The sequence below is a fragment of the Neisseria dentiae genome (assembly GCF_024580525.1).
GTDB classification, from domain to species: Bacteria; Pseudomonadota; Gammaproteobacteria; order Burkholderiales; family Neisseriaceae; genus Neisseria; species Neisseria dentiae_A.
Genome location: NZ_JANIKQ010000018.1, coordinates 13,347 through 34,009, shown reverse-complemented (window position 1 = coordinate 34,009; position 20,663 = coordinate 13,347). Strand labels below are relative to the sequence as shown.

Here is a 20,663-nt window from a genome sequence, read left to right as displayed (position 1 = left end):
GCCGCTCAATCCGGCAGGCGCACCGTCCCGTTTGCTTTCTTTTCGCGGAAATAATCGTGCATCGAGCCGCTGCTGCTGCGCCCCACCGGAACATCTTCCTCAAACCGCCACACCGCATTGGTTCCGCCCCCGCCTATCGGGTGCGAACCGCTCAAGCCGATATAGCTGCCGAAATCGCTTACCGAAGTGCGGCTGTGCCGCTCGCCGCCGATTTTGGTTTGCGACACTTCCACACCGCTGCGTATATTGCCGTAAAGCCGCACTTCCGCCGCCGCCACCGCAGGCAGCAGCGCCGCCAGCAGCCAAACCGTTGTTCTGTTCATGATTGCACCGTTATTGGGTTACCGAATGCAAAAAGTGTAACAGATATGCGGTAAATAAATCATAATGAAAGCAAAGATTCAGGCCGCACCAAGGCCGTCTGAAACAGGAGAACCCCATGCACACCCTACGCGCCGCCGCCGTTCAAATGGTTTCCGGCACCCGCCCCGAAGAAAACATCCGCACCATGCAGCGCCTGGTGGAAAAAGCCGCCGCCGCCGGAGCCGCTTGGGTTTTGCTGCCCGAATACTGGCCGCTGATGGGCACCAACGACACCGACAAACTGGCCGTTGCCGAGCCTTTGGGCAGCGGGGCTTTTCAGACGGCCTTAAGCGAAACCGCCAAGCAAAACGGCGTGGTGCTCTTCGGCGGCACGGTTCCGCTACAAAGCCCCGATAAAAGCAAAGTGCTCAACACCATGCAGGTTTACGGCCGCAGCGGCGAATGTATCGGCGCTTATAACAAAATGCACCTGTTCGGCTATTCGGGCTTGGGCGAACGCTATGCCGAGGCCGACACCATTCTGGCAGGCGCAAGCGTGCCGCATTTCAGCGCCGACGGCATCAATGTGGCCGCGGGCGTGTGTTACGATTTGCGCTTTCCCGAATTTTTCCGCGCCCAGCTGCCGTTCGACGTGATGATGCTGCCCGCCGCCTTCACCTACACCACCGGCAAAGCGCATTGGGAGCTGCTGCTGCGCACCCGCGCCGTTGAAAACCAATGCTATGTGGTTGCCTCGGCACAGGGCGGCACGCACGAAAGCGGGCGGCGCACCTTCGGCCACAGCATGATTATCGACCCGTGGGGCGATATTCTCGACGTTTTGCCCGAAGGCGAAGGCGTAGTGATGGCCGAACTCGATGCCGCCCGCCTGCAAAGCGTGCGCACGCGCCTGCCCGCGCTGGCGCATCGTTGTTTGTAAGATGCCGATATGGATTTTTGGCAAAAGCAAAGGCCGTCTGAATATATTTTCAGACGGCCTTTGCTTTCACAAAATGCTTGGCAAATGAATCAAACCACTTCCAACACAAAATAGGCTTTCAGCTTGTCGTATAAATCATCGGTTACATTGATGCAGCCGTTGGTCATCACACGGTCTTTTACGCGGGAAGACGCAATGCGCTCCATGCGCCGCTCTTCTGGTTTCAACGTCCACACGCGGTGGATGGCAAACATAAAGTCACCGTCGTCTTTAAACTTCATCACATCGCCGCCGTAACCGCGCTGGGTGGTTTTCACGATATTCAGGTCAAACGTGCCCTTGGGCGTGGTTTTGCCGATTAAAACGGGATAACAGCGGTTGTTTTCCAGACACAGCTCGGCGCGGTCGGTATAAACCACCGCTTTGCGTTTCTTCAAATGCTGAATGCTGCCGGCCTGAGCAGCGAAGCTCAGGCCGAGCAGCATGGCAATGACTGCAAGTTTTTTCATCACAGTTTCTGCTTGTTATGCCAATGTGCGTTTGCTTATTGGCGGATGCGCTGCGGAGAAGTTTGCACTTCGCGGACAATCACTTCGCGAACGGGTTCTTTCTCTTTCGGGCCGCAGCCTTCGGGCAGCCAGAAGAAGCTTTGCGCGTTCATTTTCTTGTCGAACAAAATTTTGTATTGGCAGGTTTTGTGTTCGCCGTTTTCACGGTAGTTGAACAGGTAGTCCCACTCGCGCACGAAATATTGGCCTTCGTTGAAGTGCGGGCGGCCGATCAGGTTGTAGATCTGGTCTTTGTTCATACCCGCTTCGATTTGGCGCACGTTGTCCCAGTTGGGCCAAGAACCTTGCTGGCTGCCGCTGTGGCGGAAGGTGGTTTTTTCGGGGTTCGGCCATACGGGGCTGTCGGTGGTACCTTCTTTGCTTACTTTGCTCAAGTTGCCGCAGGCGGCCAGAGCAAGGGCGGCGGCTACGGGTAAAATCAATGCAGACAGTTTCATTATGATTTCCTTTCAATCATGTAATCTAATCTTTGAGAAAGGCCGCCGTTTTCAGACGGCCTTTGCCGTTATTACCACTGGTAACCCAAGCTTGCACCCCAGTTCACATCTTTGCGGGTGTTCACGCCCACGCCGAATTTGGTCGACCATTTGTTGTTGTCGGAGTTATGCGCGTAACCCACGGCCAAAGCCTGTTGGTTGCGGTAACCGCCCACAGCGGCAGACACCAAGCTCTTGCCCGGCTCGTTCGGGCGTTGCAAAAAGCCGATGGCGGTAGCACCGGCGATACCGGCACGCAGGTCTTTATCCAAATCGCCAACGTGTTGGTAAACATTGTTTACGTTGCTGTTGATATTGTTGATTTGGTCACCCAAGTTGGTGATGTTGGTGGTGTTGGTGTTCACCTGTTGCGCTACGCTGTACAGTTGGCTGCCGTTGATAGCATCGGTGCTGGTGGCGTTAATGCGGCCGGCGGCAACATTGCTCACCGTGCGCTCGGCACCTGAAGAACCCACGCTAACGGTGCCCACCGGCGAAGTGCCTGCAAAACCGCCGTAAGTCAGGTTGCCCACGGTTGCGCTGTTGGTGCCAACGGCAGCAGAGGTTACGGAATTTGCACCCAACGCCACAGAGTTGGCGGTAACGGCACGGGCATTTTTACCCAAAGCAACTGCATCAGCAGCAGTAGCTTGTGCAGCATAACCGAATGCAGCAGCGTTGCTGCCGGTTGCTTTCGACGCAGCACCTTGGGCTACGCTGTTTTCACCGGAAGCGGCAGCGTTACGGCCGATGGCAATACTTTGCGTGTTGGAAGCATTGGCTGCATTACCAAAAGCAACCGAGCCAAGGCCGCTGGCTTTAGCAGTTGCGCCCACAGCAGCAGACGAAACGCCGCTGGCTTCAGACGAATTGCCTACTGCTACGGCGCTGGTATTGGTGGCTTTGGCAAAGCTGCCGAAGGCAGAGCTTAAATTGCCGCTGGCTTGAGTGGCGCTGCCGAAAGCAGTACTGCGGCTGGCGCTGGCTTTTGCATCTGTTCCTACTGCGGTAGCAGAACCCCCGGTAGCTTCTGCGCGGCGGCCGATGGCAGTAGTATTCACCTCAGTAGCCTTGGCTTGATAACCATAAGCTGAGGCAGTAGTTTTGGTGGCTTGTGCTTCAGTACCGATAGCCACGCTTGAGCCGGCTTGGCTGGGAGTCGAGTCGGAAGCAACCGCACCCGTACCGATGGCAATCGTGCTTTGATTATTGGCTTGGGCACCGTTACCGATGGCAACGGCGAAGCGGCCTTGAGCACCCAGGCTGTCTTTGTTGCGGTTGCTAGAGCCGGTGCCGCCGATAGGACCGTTTACGCTAATATAGTTAACGCCGGTGGTTGTGCCTGCCACATAAGCCACATTGGCTTGCGCACCAGCAGCTACAGCCATCAAACCGGCTGCAACAGAGGCAGCCAGCAGACGGGGTTTTACGTTGGTTTGAACATTTTTACGGTTCATGGTTATCTCCCGATATGAAGAAGAGTATCGTCCCAGCCTGATATCTGACTCGGCCGCAAAAGCCGCATCCTGCTTCTTTGCAGAACTAGCATCCCGATACGGTTAAAATTAACTGAAACCCAGCCGAAAACCAATCAAACTGTTTGGCGGCCTTATCCGTTTCTCGGTTCAATAATATAACTTAACGACATTTGACCAAAGTAAAATTTAACAATGAAAACCTTGGTTTTTATTACATTTTTACCCATTGCTAGATATATTTATTATAAAAATAATAACCAATGAAAATAGCCATACAGGTACTAATTTACTATTTTGATGTATATTTATAATAAAATTTACATTTACTTAACAAAAATCTCTAAAAAATACATTTTTTTTATTTTTTTATTTAAGTGTCATTAATTAAATGGACTTTGGTTGAACTTAATCTATGAAATATTCAATTTGTTTATTTATGAATATTGAATATTTTCACTTAAAATCCGCCACTTGGCTCCGTTGAAATGAAGTTTCAAAACTGTTGCATTTTTTACACTTCTATATAGAACCGCTGCTGAATCTATGTTTTTCAGCAACGCGGTAATCGCCATTCCGTGCGAAACCAGCAGCACGTTGCCGCCTTCCGGCACGCTTTCCACCAATTGCGCCATCCCTTTTTGCAAACGGCCGACAAACTGCCGTTCGGTTTCCGCCAGTTTTAAAGGATCGAGGGCGCTGACGCTTTCCGCCAAAATATTATGTGTGCCGTGGCGGTAGCGGTGCAGCCAGGTTTCCACATCGGCCTCGCCTTGGTGGGCTGCCGCCATTTCATACACGGTTTGCGTTTTCTCGCCTTCAAAACCGCCGAAACAATATTCGCGCAATGCTTCCAATGCAGTGATTTGCAGCCCCTCCTGCCCCGCCGCCCGTAAAACCAGCCGTGCGGTTTCCAGGGCGCGCGGGCTGCTGCTGGCAAATGCAGCGTCAAACACCGCCTCGCTCCGCAAACTGCTTCCCAGCGCCAGCGCCGCCTCCCGGCCTTCCGGCATCAGCGGCGAATCGCTCCAACCTTGCAGACGGCCCACCGCATTGAATACGGTTTTGCCGTGGCGCACCAAATAAAGTGTGATTTCCATGTTTTTCCTTAAATTTTCTTTTCAGACGGCCTGTGGCGTTGCACAGGCGCCGGCTTTTGTAATTTTAATACAAAGCCCGCCGGCAAAACGGCGGCGATTGCACCCTTTGCTTTGGCCTGCACCGCTATTTCCGTTGTGTTTGCGCTATCTCAAACTCCTGCCCGATGCTGCCCGAAATAAAACCGTTCAGGTAAAATAACCATTGGTTAACGTTTGCATACTTTTTATCACTATTAAACGGCTTATTCATTATGTATTCTTTTTTACGCCCCTTTTTATTCAAAACCGATCCTGAAAAAGCACACCATTTCACCTTGGCCGCTCTGGGCACCGCCTACCGGCTCGGCCTGCTGCCCAAGGTAAACAACCAAACCCGCCCTACCCGCCTGATGGGCTTGGACTTGCCCAACCCCGTGGGGCTGGCTGCGGGCATGGATAAAAACGGGGAATATATCGACGCGCTGGCCACGCTGGGCTTCGGTTTTATCGAAGTAGGCACGGTAACGCCGCGCCCGCAAAGCGGCAATCCGCAGCCGCGCCTGTTCCGCCTGCCGGAACACGAAGCCGTTATCAACCGCATGGGGTTCAACAACCACGGCATCGACGCGATGGTGAAAAACATTCAAAACAGCCGCTATAACGGCATTCTCGGCATCAATATCGGCAAAAACGCCGACACGCCTATTGAAAAAGCGGCCGACGATTATTTGATTTGTTTGGAAAAAGCCTATGCTTATGCAGGTTATATCACGGTGAATATTTCTTCGCCCAACACCAAAAACCTGCGCGATTTGCAGGGCGGCGACGAGTTGAGCCGGCTGCTTTACACGTTAAAAAACAAACAGTCGCGCCTGGCTGCCGTGCATAACCGTTATGTGCCGCTGGCGGTGAAAATCGCCCCCGATTTAAGCGAAGCGCAAATCGCCGATATTGCCCATATCGCCGAACAAACCGAAATCGACGGCATCATCGCCACCAACACCACCATCGATAAAACCGCCCTCGGCGACCATGCGCTGGCCGACGAACAAGGCGGCTTGAGCGGCCGGCCCGTGCGTGAAAAAAGCAATCTGGTGCTCTCGCAACTGGTGCGGCATCTCGACGGCAAACTGCCGGTTATCGGCGTGGGCGGGATTCTCAGCGGAGAAGATGCGGCGGAAAAAATGCGTTTGGGCGCCGCCGCCGTGCAGCTTTACAGCGGTATGGTTTTCCGCGGCCCGGATTTGGTGCGCGATTGTTTGAAGTCTTGCGTTTAAGGCAAGAAAAGATATCAGGCTCCAGCCCGAATATAACGAAAGTTATGCAAATACGGCGGCTTGAAAATTCGCTCAGGCCGTCTGAAAAATAAAAAAAGAGCAGCGTTGCGTTTCTGCTCTTTTTTATTTTTCAGACGGCCTCAACCCTTATTGCACACTATCGGGTTCCCATAAGGTTAACACTTCGTTTTGAGCCTCGGGCACATCCAGGCTGCTTTCGGGCAGCTGGGTTTCGGGAACCGCAGGTTCCGTTACAGGCGCATATTCCTGTGCGGGCGGCGCACCGTTTTCGTCGGTAACCAAATCGTCGATATCGATTTCTTCATCGGCTCCCTGCGGCAGGCTGGCACCGGTTTGGCGGGCGCGCATTTTCATAAAGATATCGCGGGTATAGGCATATTTGTCGATGGCCGCATCGCCCAAACTGTCGGTTAGATCCAGATACTGTTCGCGGGTGTTGACCGCGCTGAGCGCGGTGGCGCCGATGCGCACCGAATCGGTTTTGAAAATCACGTTTTTAACCGGATAGAGGTAAGTGATGGTGCCGCCGACGCTGTCGCGCACGGTGGACGGCCCCATCAGCGGGTAAACGAAATAATTGCTGTTTTTCCAGCCCCAAGAGGCGAACGTGTCGCCCAAGGTGTTTTTGTTGTTGGGAACGCCGCCCGCATCGGCGATATTGATCAAGCCGCCCAAACCGAAGGTGGAGTTGATGCCCACGCGCACAAAGTCTTCGCTGGCGCGTTTGATGTCCAGCCGCAGCAGGTTGCTGCCCATGCTGACCACGTCGCGCAGGTTATCGAAAAAGTTGGTTACGCCCATCCGCACGGGTTTGGGCGTAACGGCGCGGTAGCCTCGGGCCACGGGGGAGATAACGTATTTGTCGGCGGTGTCGTTTACTTTGAACATCACCCGGTTGTAACGCTCGTAGGGGTCTGCCGGATTGCGTTCGGCCCAGGCGGGCTGGGCGGCGGCAAGGCCGAGCATAATCAGGGGAATGGCGGATTTTTTCACGGGTTCACCCATTCGTTGATTTCATACAGTTCGGCCAAGGCTTCGACCGAAGCGGGAATGCCACGCAACACCGGCGCGGCGGGCTTGGCGCGCAGGGCGGTCAGCAGCAGCGACACACAGGCCGAGTCGGCACGGTTGACACCCGAAAAGTCGACGGCGGCGGTTTCTTTCAGACGGCATTGCTGCTCAAAACGGTTGTAAACGGCCTGCGTAACGGTTTTTACGGTTACGTTGCCGCCCACATACAGCACGCCGTCGCGCACTTCGGATTCCATGGTTTATTTGCCGCCGTTTTTCGATTTCAGTTCGGCAATCAAACCGTCGATACCTTTGTTTTTAATGGTTTCGCCGAATTGGTTGCGGTACACCGTTACCAGGCTCGCGCCTTCGATGGCCACGTTGTAGGCACGGTATTTGCTGCCGCTTTGATAAGTGGTGAAGTCCATCACCACGGGTTTGCCGCCGGGCTGGGTAACTTCGGCACGCACCACCACTTCTTTGCCGCCGCGGTTAACCACGGGATTGTCTTTCACCACCACGCTGGCGTTTTTGTATTTCAGCATGGTGCCGGAATAAGTGCGGATCAGCAGGGTTTGAAACTCTTTCGACAGCGCCTGTTTCTGTGCGGGCGTAGCGGTCCGCCACGGGTTGCCCACCGCCAGCGCGGTCATGCGCTGGAAATCGAAGTTGGGCAGGGCATAGCTTTCGGCTTTGCGGCGCACGGCGGCATCGTTGCTGCCGTTGGCTTCTTTCAAGATGTTCAACACTTGGGTGGCATTGGTGCGCACTTGGTTAACCGCTTCGGCCGGTGTGGCGAAAGCAAGGTTGATGCTCAACAGGCCGATGCTCAAAGCGCTGAATAAGGCTGATTTTTTCATGGTTGGTTTTCCTATCGGAGTTCCGTATCAATTAATCTAAATAAACAAATTACTCGGCGGCAGGCTCAGTGCCTGCTGCGGTTTCCGAACCGCCCGAGTTTTTCTCGGCAAAACTGGTCATAAACTTGCCGATTAAGTTTTCCAGCACCATAGCCGAACCGGTTACGGTGATGGTGTCGCCGGCGGCCAGATTTTCTTCATCACCGCCCTGTTGCAGGCCGATATACTGTTCGCCCAACAGGCCGGAAGTGAGAATCTGCGCCGATACGTCGGTGCTGAACCGGTATTGGCTGTTCAAATCGAGGCTCACTTTGGCCTGATAGCTTTTCGGATCGAGCCGTATGCCGCCCACGCGCCCCACCAGCACGCCGGCCGCTTTCACGGGAGCATTCACTTTCAGGCCGCCGATGTCGGTAAAGTCGGCATACACCGTATAGGTTTGGCCGGAGCCGCCGCCCACCGCCGCACCGCCCGCTACGCGGAAGGCCAGAAAGCCTACGGCGGCCACGCCCAGTAAGACAAACAAGCCGACCCAAAATTCCAAAACACTCTTTTTCATGGCTTTTACTCGGTAAACATCAATGCAGTTAAAATAAAGTCGATGGCCAGCACGGTAAGCGCCGACGACACCACCGTGCGGGTGCTGGCGCGCAGAATCCCTTCCGACGTGGGCACGCAGTGGAAACCCTGGTGCACGGCAATCAGCGTAACCGCCACACCGAACACCGCCGATTTAATCAAGCCGTTCACCACGTCATATTGGATGGAAATATTGCTCTGCATCTGCGACCAGAAAATGCCGCTGTCCAAACCCAGATATTGCACGCCGATCAAATAGGCACCGTAAATGCCCGCCACGTTGAAAATCGAGGCCAGCAGCGGCATCGACGCCACGCCCGCCCAAAAACGCGGCACCACCACGCGGGCGACGGGGTTCACCGCCATCACGTTCATCGCTTCGAGCTGCTCGGTGGTTTTCATCAGGCCGATTTCGCTGGTCATCGCGCCGCCCGCGCTGCTGGCAAACAGAATCGCCGCCAGCACGGGGCCAAGCTCGCGCAGCAGGCTGGCGGCCACCATATAGCCGAGAATATCGGCCGATTTGAATTTGGAAAGCTGCGTATAGCCCTGCAAACCCAGCACCATGCCCACAAACAGGCCCGACACCGCCACAATCAGCACCGAGAGCACGCCGGCAAAATACATCTGGCGCACGCTCAACCGAAAGCGCGACAAAGCCGTGCCCGATTTGGCGAGTATCTGCAAAAAAAACAGACACACGCTGCCGAGCGCGCGGATAAAGTCCAGGGTTTTCGCCCCTGTGGTTTGAATAAAATTCATGGTTTCTTTTAATGTGGGTGTTTTTCAGACGGCCTAAACCCTCTGCCTGCATTATCCAAATATTTAAAATCGTTTTTTCAGACGGCCTGCTGGGGAACCGCTGCAAAGGCCGTCTGAAAACCAGGCTGAGACCTTTGCAAAACCGCCATCTGCGGCGCATTTCTGCGTTGTGTGCTGCTCGCTCGCTTGCCTAACTCCATGTTATGTCTGCGCTCGCTGCGCTGCTACGCCTTGAACTGCATCCACATCTGACGGTTTTGCAAAGGTCTCGGGCTAGCGGCCCAGCAAATCCTGCTGCAAACTGGTGTGCGCGGGGTAGCGGAACGGCACGGGGCCGTTGGGCAGGCCGCCGACGAACTGCTGCACCCACGGCGAATTCTGCCTGCGCATCTCTTCGGGCGTGCCCGAAAACACAATCTCGCCGTGCGCCAGAAAAATCACCTGGTTCACAATCGAGAGCGACTGCTCGATATCGTGGGTAACCATCACGCTGGTCGAGCGCAGCGCCTTGTTGATGCGGCTGATTAAGTGGGCAATCACACCCAGCGAAATGGGGTCGAGGCCGGTAAACGGCTCGTCGTAAAGCATGATTTCCGGGTCGAGCGCGATGGTACGCGCCAACGCCACCCGCCGCGCCATACCGCCCGACAATTCAGACGGCATCAGGTTTTCCACACCGCGCAGGCCGACGGCGTTCAGTTTCAACACCACCAAATCGCGGATAACCGCTTCGGGCAGTTTGGTCAGCTCGCGCATGGGGAACGCCACGTTGTCGAACACCGACAAATCGGTAAACAGCGCACCGTGCTGGAACAGAACGCCCATGCGGCGGCGGTGTTCGTAAAGTTCGCCCGCACCCAGGCGCACCAAATCGCGCCCTTCCACCAACACCTGCCCCTGCTGCGGGCGGATTTGGCCGGTTATCAGGCGCATCAGCGTGGTTTTGCCGCTGCCCGAGCCGCCCATAATGGCCGCAAAATTGCCTTGTTCGATGGTGAAATTGATGTTTTGGAGAATCGGGCGCTCGCCGTAGGCAAACGCCACGTTTTTCATTTCGATAAAGGGAGGAAGGCTCATGCGCGTGGGGGAAATTGAAATGTTGGCATTTTAATAACTTAGGCTGCCACGGGCAATTTTTCAGACGGCCTTTCCGTGCAAAAAATACACGAATGTATGTAAATTACTGAAATTATTCTACTTCACAACCATGTCAAAACCATAAAAAATACAACAAAATAGCCAAGCCGCCAACAAAAGGCGTAATAATCCTACAAACGGTATCCGCACCCTGCCCCGCCGGAAACGTTTCAGGCCGTCTGAACAACTTCATTTCAGACGGCCTGAAACTTTTGCAAAAAGCCGGTTCACTCCTGAAAATGTTTTTATCCCGTCATACTCAGGCTTGACCCGAGTATTTGTTATTTCTTTTGAAACAAAAAGATGCTCGGGCAAAGCCCGAGCATGTCGCAGGTTTTTCCAAGATATTGAAAGGAATTTTGCAAAGGCTTCAGCCTGTACCTTTGCCAACCGCTACAAACACGCCGTTTCGTTGGCCATTTGCTGTTCCCACGTTTCGCGCCGGCGGATTAGGCGGGCTTCGCCGCCGTTTACCAACACTTCTGCCGCCCTGTTGCGGGTGTTGTAGTTGCTGGCCATGCTGCTGCCGTAGGCACCCGCACCGGCCACAACCAGCAAATCGCCCGCCTCGCAGGCCAACTCGCGCTGCTGGCCGAGAAAGTCGCCGGTTTCGCACACGGGGCCGACCACGTCGGCGGTAAACGGTTTGATATTGCTCGGCTCGACGGCTTCGATGCGGTGATAGGCGTTGTAAAGTGCGGGGCGCATCAAATCGTTCATGGCGGCATCGACAATCACGAAGTTTTTCTCTTCGCCCTGCTTCACAAACTCCACCCGCGTTAACAACGTGCCCGCATCACCCACTAGGCTGCGGCCGGGTTCCAACACCAGCTTCTGCCCGCGCCCCGCCATCATGCGGGCGACGGATTGGGCATAGGCGTTAAGGTCGGGTGCGTCTTCGTTGTGATACACGATGCCGATGCCGCCGCCCAAGTCGATATGTTCCAGCTCGATGCCTTCTTCGGCCAGCCGGTCAACCAGCAGCAGAATGCGTTCGCAGGCTTCGGTGAGCGGGCTTAAATCGGTAAGCTGCGAGCCGATGTGGCAGTCGATGCCGACGATTTTCAGACGGCCCAAACCCGCAGCGTAACGGTAGGCGGCCAACGCGTCGGCGTAGGCGATGCCGAATTTGTTGGCTTTCAGGCCGGTGGAAATATAAGGATGGGTTTTGGCATCGACATCGGGGTTGATGCGCAGCGAAACCGGCGCGGTTTTGCCGAGGCGTTCGGCCACGGCCTGAATGCGGTCGAGTTCGGGCAGGCTTTCCACGTTAAAGCACAACACGCCCGCGTTGAGGGCGAATTCGATTTCGGCTTCGCTTTTGCCCACGCCCGAGAAAATCGTTTTGCCCGCATCGCCGCCAGCCGCCAGCACGCGCGCCAATTCGCCGCCGGAAACGATGTCGAAACCGCTGCCGAGCGCGGCGAAGTGTTTGAGTATGCTCAGGTTACCGTTGGCTTTCACGGCATAACACACCAACGGCTTAAGCGCGGAAAAAGCATCGGTGTAGGCAGCAAAAGCGTTGGTGAGCGCCGCCTGGCTGTACACATACAAGGGCGTGCCGAATTGTTCAGCCAAGCGGCCGTAGGGGATTTGTTCGCAATGTAGGGTCATGGTTGTTGTTTCACGGGTGCGGCAGGTTCTTTTTGGGGCAGCTCGAGGCCGGTTTGGATCACGCCGAAGCGGGCGTCGTCGCCCTCTTTGGGCAGGTATAAATCGCCTTTATAGCCGCAACCGCCCAACAGCAGGGCGGCGGCGGCCAATAACAAGGTGGGTTTCATCATCATCTTTCGTTCGGCACGTTAATGTGGCAAGATTCGGTATCTTAAACAAAAACGCTTTAACGCACAAAGCCATCATGACCGAAAGTGAATTTTTGCAGCATTCCGATGCTTTATTTGCCCACATCGAAGACCAAATCGACGAAGGCGGCTGGGATTTCGATTGCCAGTTGAGCGGCAACGTGCTCACCATCGAGGCGGGCGACGGCACGCAGATTATCGTTAACCGCCACACGCCCAATCAGGAACTGTGGATTGCCGCCAAAAGCGGCGGCTATCATTTTGCCGAAAACAACGGCCGCTGGCTCGCCACCCGCGACGGCAGCGAGTTTTTCGCCGTGCTCAATCAGGCATTAAGCGCCGCAGCGGGCGAAGACGTGCGGGTGGAAACGTTCGGTTAGCGTTTATTTTTGATTCTATGAAGGTTTGAGGCCGTCTGAAAAGTTTTCAGACGGCCTCAAATCATGCCGGATTAAATTTCCCAAAAAGAAAAGATAAATCAATAAAAATCATATTTATCAAACAATCACAAAAGATTATACTGCTGCCATTCCATGATACAGAAAGGTTTTGCCATGAAACTGCCCGTTTTATTTCTCGGCCACGGCAGCCCGATGAACGCCGTACGCGACACGCCTTACAGCCGCAACTGGCACCGGCTCGGCCAAGCGTTGCGGCAGCGCTACGGCGGCGAAATCCGCGCCGTGCTGGCCGTTTCCGCCCATTGGTGTACCGACGGCACCGCCGTAACCGCCATGCCGAATCCGCGCACCATCCACGATTTCGGCGGTTTTCCGCAGGAATTGTTCGATGTGCGCTATCCGGCGCCGGGCAGCCCCGGGCTGGCCGCCGAAATCCGCTCGCTGCTGGGCGGACACGCTGTGGCCGCCGATTTCGGTTGGGGCTTGGACCACGGTACTTGGAGCGTGTTGTGCCATGTGTTTCCCGAAGCCGATATTCCCGTGGTGCAGCTGAGCTTGAATGTGCATCTCGACGCACCTGCCCATTTCGCGCTTGCCCGCCGTTTGGCACCGCTGCGCGAACAAGGCGTGCTGATTGTGGGTAGCGGCGACATCGTCCACAACCTGCGTCTGATGGACTGGCGCGCGCCCGACGAAGCCGGCAACGCCTACGAGTGGGCGGAAAGCGCGCGCAGCTTGGTGAACGGCTGGCTGGAAAACGGCGACACGCAGGCGCTCACCGATGAGGCAGCCTACCCGCCGGCGCTGCATCTGGCCGCGCCTACGCCCGAGCATTGGTGGCCGCTGCTGTATGCCGCCGGTGCCGCCGGTGCAGACGAACCGTTGCAGATTTTCAACGACGACATCGTCGGCAAATCACTGAGCATGACTTCGGTGGTGTTCGGACACGATGCGCTGTTTGAGGCGGTGTGAAGCGCTTTGCCGTAACGTAAAAAGTTCGGAAGCCGATTCGGTTTTACGCAAAACATCAGGCCGTCTGAAAACAGTTTTTCAGACGGCCTGAGTGTGCTCCAAACCTTTATTCCACCACAATTCTCGGGAAGCGGCCGCTGAAATCTTTGCCTTTGTCGGCCACCGCCAATGCAATCTGCCAGGCGGCTTCGGTGTAGATGCCGGCGATGGCGGGCTGCGCCTGCTGCATGGCAAACGCGGTGCCGTTGTCCATCGCTTCGCGCACGGGCAGGCTCAGGGGCAGTTGGCCGAGCAGCGGCACGCCGAGTTTGGCGGCCAGGTTTTTGCCGCCGTCGCTGCCGAACACGGCTTCGGCATGGCCGCAGTTGGAGCAGATGTGCACCGACATATTCTCCAACACGCCGAAAATCGGAATATTCACTTTTTGGAACATATCCACCGCTTTGCGCGCGTCGATTAAGGCGATGTCTTGCGGGGTGGTTACCACCACCGAGCCGGTTACGGGGATTTTCTGCGACAGGGTGAGCTGGATGTCGCCGGTGCCGGGCGGCAGGTCGATGAAGAGGTAGTCCACGTCGTCCCACTCGCTTTGGAACAGCAGCTGCTGCAACGCCTGGCTGAGCATGGGGCCGCGCCACACCACGGCTTGGTCGGTGTCGACCAAAAAGCCGATGGACATCACCTGTATGCCGCCTTCGGCCTGCACGGGCACCAGCTTTTGGTTTTCCTGCGAAGGCTTGCCGTCGGCCACGCCGAGCATGGTCGGCTGGCTGGGGCCGTAGAGGTCGGCATCGAGCACGCCCACGCGCGCGCCCATGCGCGACATGGCGGCGGCAAGGTTGGCGGTGGTGGTGGATTTGCCCACGCCACCCTTGCCCGAGGCGATGGCGATGATGTTTTTCACGCCCTTAATCGTGGCCACACCGGGCTGCACTTTGTGGGTGCCGATAACCACGTCGATGCCCAAATGAACGGGCGTGCTGCCGGTGAGCGGCGTTAAGGCCGTCTGAACGCGTTCGGCCAGCTCCTGCCCGATGTGGGCAACGGGAAAGCCGAACTGCAAACGGATATGCAGGCCGTCTGAACGCGCTTCTACCTGCTGCACGGCCTTTTCGCCGCCCAGCGTGCGGGTGCTGCGGGGGATTTCAACCGCATCCAGTGCGGCTCGGATTTCTGAAATATTCATGTATGCGCCTTTGGCCATATTCCGGCAATAGATAACGGGCGGTATTTTAGCAGAACTCGGCGCGGCAAACGGCGGTTTCAGACGGCCTTCTCCCCCTGCAAGCGCTTTCCTTTATAATAACAACCGCTTCACATCAAAAAAGGATAGAAAAATGACCAAAAAAGTAGGTAACAAAGTGGTGATTATCGGCACCGGCGCGGTGGGCATCAGCTACGCCTATTCGATGCTCAACCAAGGCCATTGCGACGATATGATATTGATCGACCTCAACCGCAAGCGCGCCGAAGGCGAAGCGCGCGACCTGCGCCACGGCGTGCCCTATGCGCTCACCCCCACGCGCATTTCGGTGGGCGATTATGCCGACTGCTCCGACGCCGACATCGTCTGCATCTGCGCCGGCCTGCCGCAACGCCCCGGCGAAACCCGCCTCGACCTCATCGACAACAACCTCAAGGTGTTCCACAGCATCGTTACCGCCGTGATGGCTTCGGGCTTCAACGGCATTTTTCTGGTGGCCACCAACCCCGTGGACGTGCTCTCCTACGCCACCTGGAAATTTTCCGGCCTGCCCAAAGAGCGCGTAATCGGCTCCGGCACCATTCTCGACACCGCCCGCCTGCGCGTGTGTTTGGGCAACGAATTCCAAGTGGCACCCGTGAGCATAGACGCCATGATGATCGGCGAACACGGCGACAGCGTGATTGCCGCTTGGAGCACCGCCAACATCGCCGGCATGCCCCTGAAACAGATTCTCGAGCAAGAGGCCGACGGCAAGGCCCATATGGAAAAAATCTACAACAACGTGCGCAACGCCGCCTATGAAATCATCGAAGCCAAAGGCTCCACCAGCCTCGGCATCGGCATGGGTTTGAGCAGCATATCCAACGCCATTTTGCACAACCAAAGCGTGGTGCTTACCGTTTCGACGCTGCTCGAAGGCGAATTCGGCGAACACGGCGTTTATATCGGCGTGCCTGCCGTGATCAACCGCCGCGGCGCGGTGCGTGTGATCAACAAGCCGCTGGACAGCAGCGAATCGGCGCTGTTTGCCGAATCCGCCCGCCTGCTCAAAGGCTACCAGCTGAAGGTGGACGAATTTTTAGCGGCTAAGGCCGTCTGAAAAAACATCTGAAAAAATATTGATATCTGATGCGTGAGGCCGTCTGAACAGTTGTTCAGACGGCCTCACGTCTTTAAGAAATTCATTTCAGCATATTAAAAATCTGCGTCATACTCGGGCTTGACCCGAGTATCTGTTATTTTTTTCGGTAATTTAAGATACTCGGGTCAAGCCCGAGTATGACGGATGTAGTTTTCCTTAAACCGGTTGGCCGTTAATCGGCCGCTTCGGCCGCGCATACCGCCGAAGCCCACGCCCAATGGAAGTTGTAGCCGCCGAGCCAGCCGGTGATGTCCGTTACCTCACCGATAAAATAAAGGCCGCTTTGTAACTTGCTCTGCATCGTTTTCGGGTCGATTTCCTTCACGCTCACCCCGCCGCGGGTGGCTTCGGCTTTTTTATGGCCGTCCGAACCGCTGGGCAGCAGCGTCCAGTTATTCAGGCTGTCGCCCAGCTTCTGCAACACGGCATTGGGCGTATCGGCCCATTTCTGCGCGGCAAACGGCGCAAATTCGGCGCGGGCGAGCCAGAAATCGAGCAGGCGTTCGGGCAGTGCGGGGCAGAGCTGTTTCAGTGCGGTGTTGAGCTGGATTTTCCGGCCGTGCTTGCCGTCGCACAAAGCCTGCGCCAGCCGCGTATCCGGCACCAAATCGATGTGCAGCGCCTGCCCGGGCTGCCAATAGCTGGAAACCTGCAAAATGGCGGGGCCGCTCAAACCTTTGTGGCGGAACAGCAGGTCTTCATGAAAAACGGCGGCCTGCCTGCCTTCGCCCGTTGCAATGCGCACGGGCAGCGCGATGCCGGCCAAACTGTCGAAGCCCTGCTGCGCCCAGTGCTCGAAACGCAGCGGCACCAGCGCGGCTTCGGGCGGAACAATGCTGTGGCCGAACTGCTTGGCCAGCTCGTAGCCGAACGGTGTGGCACCCACCGCAGGCACGGCCAGGCCGCCGGTGGCCACCACCAGATTGCGGCAGCGGAAAACGCCCTGATCGGTGCGAACTTCAAACCGTGCGCCTTCCGCCGACTCCGCCTGCAACGCGCACACCGCCGCAACGGCGCAGCCGGTGTGCCAGCTCACGCCGCCCTGGGCGCACTCGTTTTGCAGCATGGCGATGATGTCTTGCGCGCTGCGGTCGCAAAACATCTGGCCTTTGTGTTTTTCGTGGTAGGCGATGCCGTGGCGGTCGAGCAGGTTCATAAAATCCTGCGCGGTGTAGCGCGACAGGGCGTGGCGAACGAAGCGCGGCTGTTGCGACACATAATATTGCGAGCCGTCGCGGCCGTTGAGGTTGCGGTTGGTGAAATTGCAGCGGCCGCCGCCGGAAATGCGGATTTTTTCGCCGATTTTCACGGCATGGTCGATCAGGGCGACGCTGCGCCCCTTTTGGCCGGTGCGCGCCGCACACATCATGCCGGCGGCGCCTGCGCCGATAATCAGGGTGTGGAAAAAACGTTGCGGCATCATGGTTGCGGGTGCGGTTCGGGGGAAAAGCGGATTATATAGTCAAAAGCCGAACTGGCCGTCTGAAACTTTTTCAGACGGCCTGAAAACAAATAAAAAACACCCGCGCCGTGCGCGGGTGTTTTTGTTTCAAGAAAGTGCATCTTCCTGCCGCCCCAGCAGCATGGCGTCGCCGTAGCTGAAAAAGCGGTATTGCTGCTCGACGGCGTGGCGGTAGATGCTGCGGATGTGCTCCGTGCCCGAAAACGCGCTCACCAGCATCAGCAGGGTGGATTTGGGCAGATGGAAGTTGGTAATCAGGAGGTCGGCCACATTGAAGCGGTAGCCCGGGGTGATGAAAATATCGGTGTCGCCCGTGCCCGCTTTCAGACGGCCTGTTTCGCGGGCGGCCGATTCGAGCGCGCGCATCGACGTGGTGCCCACCGCCCACACGCGCCCGCCCCGCTGCTTCGCGGCTTCAACGGCGGCCACGGTTTCGGGCGGCACATCAAACCATTCGCTGTGCATTTTGTGTTCGGCGATATTTTCCACCCGCACGGGCTGGAACGTGCCCGCACCGACGTGCAGGGTAACTTCGGCCGTGTGCACGCCTTTGTTGCGCAGGGTTTGCAGGAGCGCGTCGGTAAAATGCAGGCCGGCGGTGGGGGCGGCCACCGCGCCCTGATGTTTGGCATACACGGTTTGGTAGCGTTCGTCGTCGCCATCGTCGGCGGCGCGTTCGATATAGGGCGGCAGTGGCAGGCGGCCGGTTTGTTCGAGAATGTCGTACACGCTGCGACCGCCCTCGAAGCGCAGGCGGAACAGCTCGCCCTCGCGCGCTTCCATCACCGCGCGGATGCCGCCGTCGAACACCAGCACCGTGCCCGCTTTGGGCGATTTGGATGCGCGCACGTGCGCCAGTGCGCTGCTGCCGTCGAGCACGCGCTCGATTAAGGCTTCGATTCTGCCGCCGCTCTCTTTGGCGCCGAACAGCCGCGCCTTCATCACTTTGGTGTTGTTAAACACCAAAACGTCGCCCTCATTCAAATATTCGGGCAGCGCCGCAAACAGCGTGTCGGCCGGCGGCATACCGGGCAGCGCAACCAAGAGGCGGCTGCCGCCGCGCTCGGCGCTGGGCTGTTGGGCAATCAAGGCTTCGGGCAGCTCGAAGTCGAAATCGGAAATGTGCATTTGGGTAGGCAAACCTGATTAACAAAGGGCGGTATTATACGCGCTTTTGGTTTCAGACGGCCTGAAACCCGCGGCACGCGAAACTTATCTGCCCGCCCTCTTTCCAATCTTCACACGGAGAAATACCGGCAAAGCCAACGGAAGGAGAAACCGATGACGAATATTTTGATTATGCTGGCGCTGCTCACCGCGCCCTATCTGCTGCTGCGCCTGTCGGCTGCGGCAGGCTTCGGCCCGTTTGACAGCCGCGCCGCAGCGGCTTGGGGAGCGGGTATTCTGTTTGTTTTCACCGGCACGGGGCATTTTATCCAAACCGAACAGTTCACTTGGATGCTGCCCGAATGGGTGCCGCAGCGTACTTTGCTGGTTTATGCAACAGGCGTGTTGGAATTCGCGATTGCCGCCGGCTTCTTTTTCGCCCGCACGCTCAGGTTGGCCGCTTTTGCCGCCATTACGGTTTTGATTGCGTTTTTTCCTGCCAATATTTATGCAGCCATGATGCGCATTCCGATGAGCGGCAATGCGTGGGGACCGGTTTATCTGCTGGTGCGCACACCGTTACAGGTATTTATCGTGGTTTGGATTTACCGGCTGATTGTTAAAGGGCGGTAAACACCGTTCTGAACAGGCCGAGACCTTTGCAAAAATACCTTGAGGCCGTCTGAAAAGCAAAAAAGGCGGAAACCTCCGCCTTTTTTCCAGAGCGTGTCGCCGACGGGCTTATGCGCCCAAAAACCAGAATTTGGCCGCCCACGCCAGCGCCACCACCCACACCATCGGCGGCACGTCTTTGGCACGGCCGCACAAGAGTTTGATAACGGCGTAGCTGATGAAGCCCATGGCGATGCCGTCGGCAATCGAATAAGAAAACGGCATGAACACAATGGTGAGAAACGCAGGTGCGGCTTCGGTGATGTCGTTCCAGTCGATATCGGTGGCGCTGCGCATCATGTGCACGCCCACATACAGCAGCGCGGGCGCGGTGGCAAACGCGGGCACGCTCTGCACCAACGGCGAAAACCACAAGCAGGCCAGCATCAGCACGCCCACGGTAACGGCGGTCAAGCCCGTGCGCCCGCCCGCCGACACGCCCGCCGCGCTTTCGATATAGGGCGTGGTGGACGACGTGCCCAGCGCCGCGCCCGCCACAATGGCGGTGGAGTCGGCAAACAGGGCTTTTTTCAGGCGCGGCAGTTTGCCGTTGACCAGCAGCCCCGCACGATGGGAAACGCCTACCAGCGTGCCGGTGCTGTCAAACAAATCCACCAGGAAAAACACGAAAATCACGCTGATCATGCTGATGTTGAACAAGCCGTTGAAATCCATCTGCATAAAGGTGGGCGCGATGCTCGGAATCTGGCCGACCACGCCTTTAAACTCGGTTAAACCCAATGCGGCGGCAATGCCGGTTAACGCCAAGATGGTGAGGATAATCGCGCCGCGCACGCGAAAGTAATCCAGCACAATCACCATCACGAAACCCAAAAAGGTGAGCAAAACCGGCCAGTTGGGCAGCTTGGCGCCGTTTTCCTCCACATAGAAATTGCCCATTTTCACCAACGTGGCCGGGCTGTCCACCACGATGCCCGCACCTTTTAAGGCAATCAGGGCAAGAAACAGGCCGATACCGGCGGCAATCGACATTTTCAGGCTCATCGGCAGCGCGTTCACAATCGCTTCGCGCACTTTGAAAAAACTGAACAAAATAAAGATGATGCCTGACATAAACACGGCGCCGAGGGCAACCTGCCACGGTACGCCCATGCCTTTGACCACGGCGAAGGTGAAATAAGCGTTCAAGCCCATGCCGGGCGCCAGCGCAATCGGATAATTCGCCAGCAGCCCCATAATCAGGCAGCCGATGGCGGCGGAAATACAGGTGGCCACGAAAACCGCGCCCATATCCATGCCGGTTTCCGAAAGAATCAGCGGGTTGACGATAACAATGTAGCACATCGCCAGAAAAGTGGTCAGGCCGGCCAGCAGCTCGGTGCGCACGGTGGTGCCGTGCTCGCTGAGTTTGAACAGGCGCTCCAAGAGGCCGTTTTGCGAAGTATTCAT

23 protein-coding genes and 1 pseudogene are annotated in these 20,663 nt (G+C 56.7%); 7 read left to right on the top strand and 17 right to left on the bottom strand.

All coding sequences use genetic code 11. From position 1 onward, the window contains the following. Positions 1-5 precede the first annotated feature (5 nt). Complete coding sequence (locus NQ012_RS10520) at positions 6-323, bottom strand: porin (protein ID WP_257067549.1); 318 nt, start codon at positions 321-323, stop codon at positions 6-8. 116 nt (positions 324-439) lie between these two features. Here NQ012_RS10520 and NQ012_RS10515 point away from each other — a divergent pair, with 116 nt between their 5' ends. After that, positions 440-1,243, top strand: a complete 804-nt coding sequence (locus NQ012_RS10515) for a carbon-nitrogen hydrolase family protein (protein WP_257067548.1) — start codon at positions 440-442, stop codon at positions 1,241-1,243. An 89-nt stretch (positions 1,244-1,332) separates the two neighbouring features. On the opposite strand, the gene NQ012_RS10510 is transcribed toward NQ012_RS10515, so the two are convergent. The 4 genes from NQ012_RS10510 to NQ012_RS10495 form a co-directional block, all read right to left on the bottom strand. Beyond that, positions 1,333-1,752, bottom strand: a complete 420-nt coding sequence (locus tag NQ012_RS10510) for a murein L,D-transpeptidase (protein ID WP_257067547.1) — start codon at positions 1,750-1,752, stop codon at positions 1,333-1,335. A gap of 35 nt (positions 1,753-1,787) precedes the next feature. After that, the gene (locus tag NQ012_RS10505) at positions 1,788-2,249 is read right to left on the bottom strand and encodes an outer membrane protein assembly factor BamE (RefSeq protein ID WP_257067546.1); all 462 of its coding nucleotides are present in this window, start codon (positions 2,247-2,249) and stop codon (positions 1,788-1,790) included. Between the two features lie 71 nt (positions 2,250-2,320). Continuing rightward, entirely contained in the window at positions 2,321-3,745 is a 1,425-nt protein-coding gene (locus tag NQ012_RS10500; RefSeq protein ID WP_257067545.1) for a YadA-like family protein, read from the bottom strand. A 455-nt stretch (positions 3,746-4,200) separates the two neighbouring features. Continuing rightward, positions 4,201-4,863, bottom strand: coding sequence for a histidine phosphatase family protein (locus tag NQ012_RS10495; protein WP_257067544.1), 663 nt, complete (start codon positions 4,861-4,863; stop codon positions 4,201-4,203). Positions 4,864-5,114: 251 nt separating this feature from the next. Between NQ012_RS10495 and NQ012_RS10490 the strand changes: the two genes are divergently transcribed. Then, positions 5,115-6,119, top strand: a complete 1,005-nt coding sequence (locus tag NQ012_RS10490) for a quinone-dependent dihydroorotate dehydrogenase (RefSeq protein ID WP_257067543.1) — start codon at positions 5,115-5,117, stop codon at positions 6,117-6,119. A gap of 147 nt (positions 6,120-6,266) precedes the next feature. On the opposite strand, the gene NQ012_RS10485 is transcribed toward NQ012_RS10490, so the two are convergent. Genes NQ012_RS10485 through mlaE form a run of 5 tightly spaced genes read right to left on the bottom strand, consistent with a single transcriptional unit; the run spans position 6,267 to position 9,352 of the window. Beyond that, on the bottom strand, positions 6,267-7,145 hold the full coding sequence (locus NQ012_RS10485) for an MlaA family lipoprotein (protein WP_306440854.1): 879 nt from the start codon (positions 7,143-7,145) through the stop codon (positions 6,267-6,269). Then, positions 7,130-7,408: an STAS domain-containing protein gene (locus tag NQ012_RS10480; RefSeq protein WP_257067542.1), complete on the bottom strand. Its 279-nt coding sequence runs from the start codon at positions 7,406-7,408 to the stop codon at positions 7,130-7,132. Before NQ012_RS10480 ends, NQ012_RS10485 begins: the two co-directional genes overlap by 16 nt. A gap of 3 nt (positions 7,409-7,411) precedes the next feature. Then, positions 7,412-8,011, bottom strand: coding sequence for an MlaC/ttg2D family ABC transporter substrate-binding protein (locus NQ012_RS10475; protein WP_257067541.1), 600 nt, complete (start codon positions 8,009-8,011; stop codon positions 7,412-7,414). A gap of 49 nt (positions 8,012-8,060) precedes the next feature. Next, positions 8,061-8,570 carry an outer membrane lipid asymmetry maintenance protein MlaD gene (mlaD, locus tag NQ012_RS10470; protein ID WP_257067540.1) on the bottom strand — a complete coding sequence of 170 codons (510 nt, stop codon included), beginning with the start codon at positions 8,568-8,570 and terminating at the stop codon, positions 8,061-8,063. 5 nt (positions 8,571-8,575) lie between these two features. Beyond that, positions 8,576-9,352 carry a lipid asymmetry maintenance ABC transporter permease subunit MlaE gene (gene mlaE, locus NQ012_RS10465; RefSeq protein ID WP_257067539.1) on the bottom strand — a complete coding sequence of 259 codons (777 nt, stop codon included), beginning with the start codon at positions 9,350-9,352 and terminating at the stop codon, positions 8,576-8,578. Between the two features lie 134 nt (positions 9,353-9,486). Between mlaE and NQ012_RS10460 the strand changes: the two are divergent. Then, positions 9,487-9,630, top strand: a pseudogene (locus NQ012_RS10460) (lipoprotein signal peptidase); the annotation flags it as partial. Here NQ012_RS10460 and NQ012_RS10455 read toward each other — a convergent pair. From NQ012_RS10455 to lptM, 3 genes are all read right to left on the bottom strand, one after another. Beyond that, complete coding sequence (locus NQ012_RS10455) at positions 9,626-10,429, bottom strand: ABC transporter ATP-binding protein (RefSeq protein ID WP_257067538.1); 804 nt, start codon at positions 10,427-10,429, stop codon at positions 9,626-9,628. The pseudogene NQ012_RS10460 and the gene NQ012_RS10455 overlap by 5 nt on opposite strands. A gap of 453 nt (positions 10,430-10,882) precedes the next feature. Next, positions 10,883-12,103 (bottom strand): diaminopimelate decarboxylase, encoded by a 1,221-nt coding sequence (lysA, locus tag NQ012_RS10450; protein ID WP_257067537.1) that lies wholly within the window; start codon positions 12,101-12,103, stop codon positions 10,883-10,885. Beyond that, positions 12,100-12,273 (bottom strand): LPS translocon maturation chaperone LptM, encoded by a 174-nt coding sequence (lptM, locus tag NQ012_RS10445; protein WP_257067536.1) that lies wholly within the window; start codon positions 12,271-12,273, stop codon positions 12,100-12,102. Before lptM ends, lysA begins: the two co-directional genes overlap by 4 nt. 71 nt (positions 12,274-12,344) lie before the next feature. Between lptM and cyaY the strand changes: the two genes are divergently transcribed. Continuing rightward, complete coding sequence (cyaY, locus tag NQ012_RS10440; protein WP_257067569.1) at positions 12,345-12,671, top strand: iron donor protein CyaY; 327 nt, start codon at positions 12,345-12,347, stop codon at positions 12,669-12,671. Between the two features lie 174 nt (positions 12,672-12,845). Then, on the top strand, positions 12,846-13,664 hold the full coding sequence (gene ygiD, locus NQ012_RS10435; RefSeq protein ID WP_257067535.1) for a 4,5-DOPA dioxygenase extradiol: 819 nt from the start codon (positions 12,846-12,848) through the stop codon (positions 13,662-13,664). A 106-nt stretch (positions 13,665-13,770) separates the two neighbouring features. Here the strand turns inward: ygiD and apbC are convergent, their stop codons facing one another. Next, a complete protein-coding gene (apbC, locus tag NQ012_RS10430; RefSeq protein ID WP_257067534.1) occupies positions 13,771-14,850 on the bottom strand; it encodes an iron-sulfur cluster carrier protein ApbC in 1,080 nt (359 codons plus the stop codon). 151 nt (positions 14,851-15,001) lie between these two features. On the opposite strand from apbC, the gene NQ012_RS10425 reads away from it, so the two are divergent. Continuing rightward, on the top strand, positions 15,002-15,970 hold the full coding sequence (locus NQ012_RS10425; protein ID WP_257067533.1) for an L-lactate dehydrogenase: 969 nt from the start codon (positions 15,002-15,004) through the stop codon (positions 15,968-15,970). Between the two features lie 214 nt (positions 15,971-16,184). Here NQ012_RS10425 and NQ012_RS10420 read toward each other — a convergent pair whose 3' ends face one another. Then, positions 16,185-17,435, bottom strand: coding sequence for an NAD(P)/FAD-dependent oxidoreductase (locus tag NQ012_RS10420; RefSeq protein ID WP_257067532.1), 1,251 nt, complete (start codon positions 17,433-17,435; stop codon positions 16,185-16,187). A gap of 126 nt (positions 17,436-17,561) precedes the next feature. Continuing rightward, complete coding sequence (gene queA, locus NQ012_RS10415) at positions 17,562-18,602, bottom strand: tRNA preQ1(34) S-adenosylmethionine ribosyltransferase-isomerase QueA (protein WP_257067531.1); 1,041 nt, start codon at positions 18,600-18,602, stop codon at positions 17,562-17,564. A 153-nt stretch (positions 18,603-18,755) separates the two neighbouring features. Between queA and NQ012_RS10410 the strand changes: the two genes are divergently transcribed. Continuing rightward, positions 18,756-19,214: a DoxX family protein gene (locus tag NQ012_RS10410; RefSeq protein ID WP_257067530.1), complete on the top strand. Its 459-nt coding sequence runs from the start codon at positions 18,756-18,758 to the stop codon at positions 19,212-19,214. 108 nt (positions 19,215-19,322) lie between these two features. Here NQ012_RS10410 and NQ012_RS10405 read toward each other — a convergent pair whose 3' ends face one another. Further along, complete coding sequence (locus NQ012_RS10405) at positions 19,323-20,663, bottom strand: NCS2 family permease (protein WP_257067529.1); 1,341 nt, start codon at positions 20,661-20,663, stop codon at positions 19,323-19,325.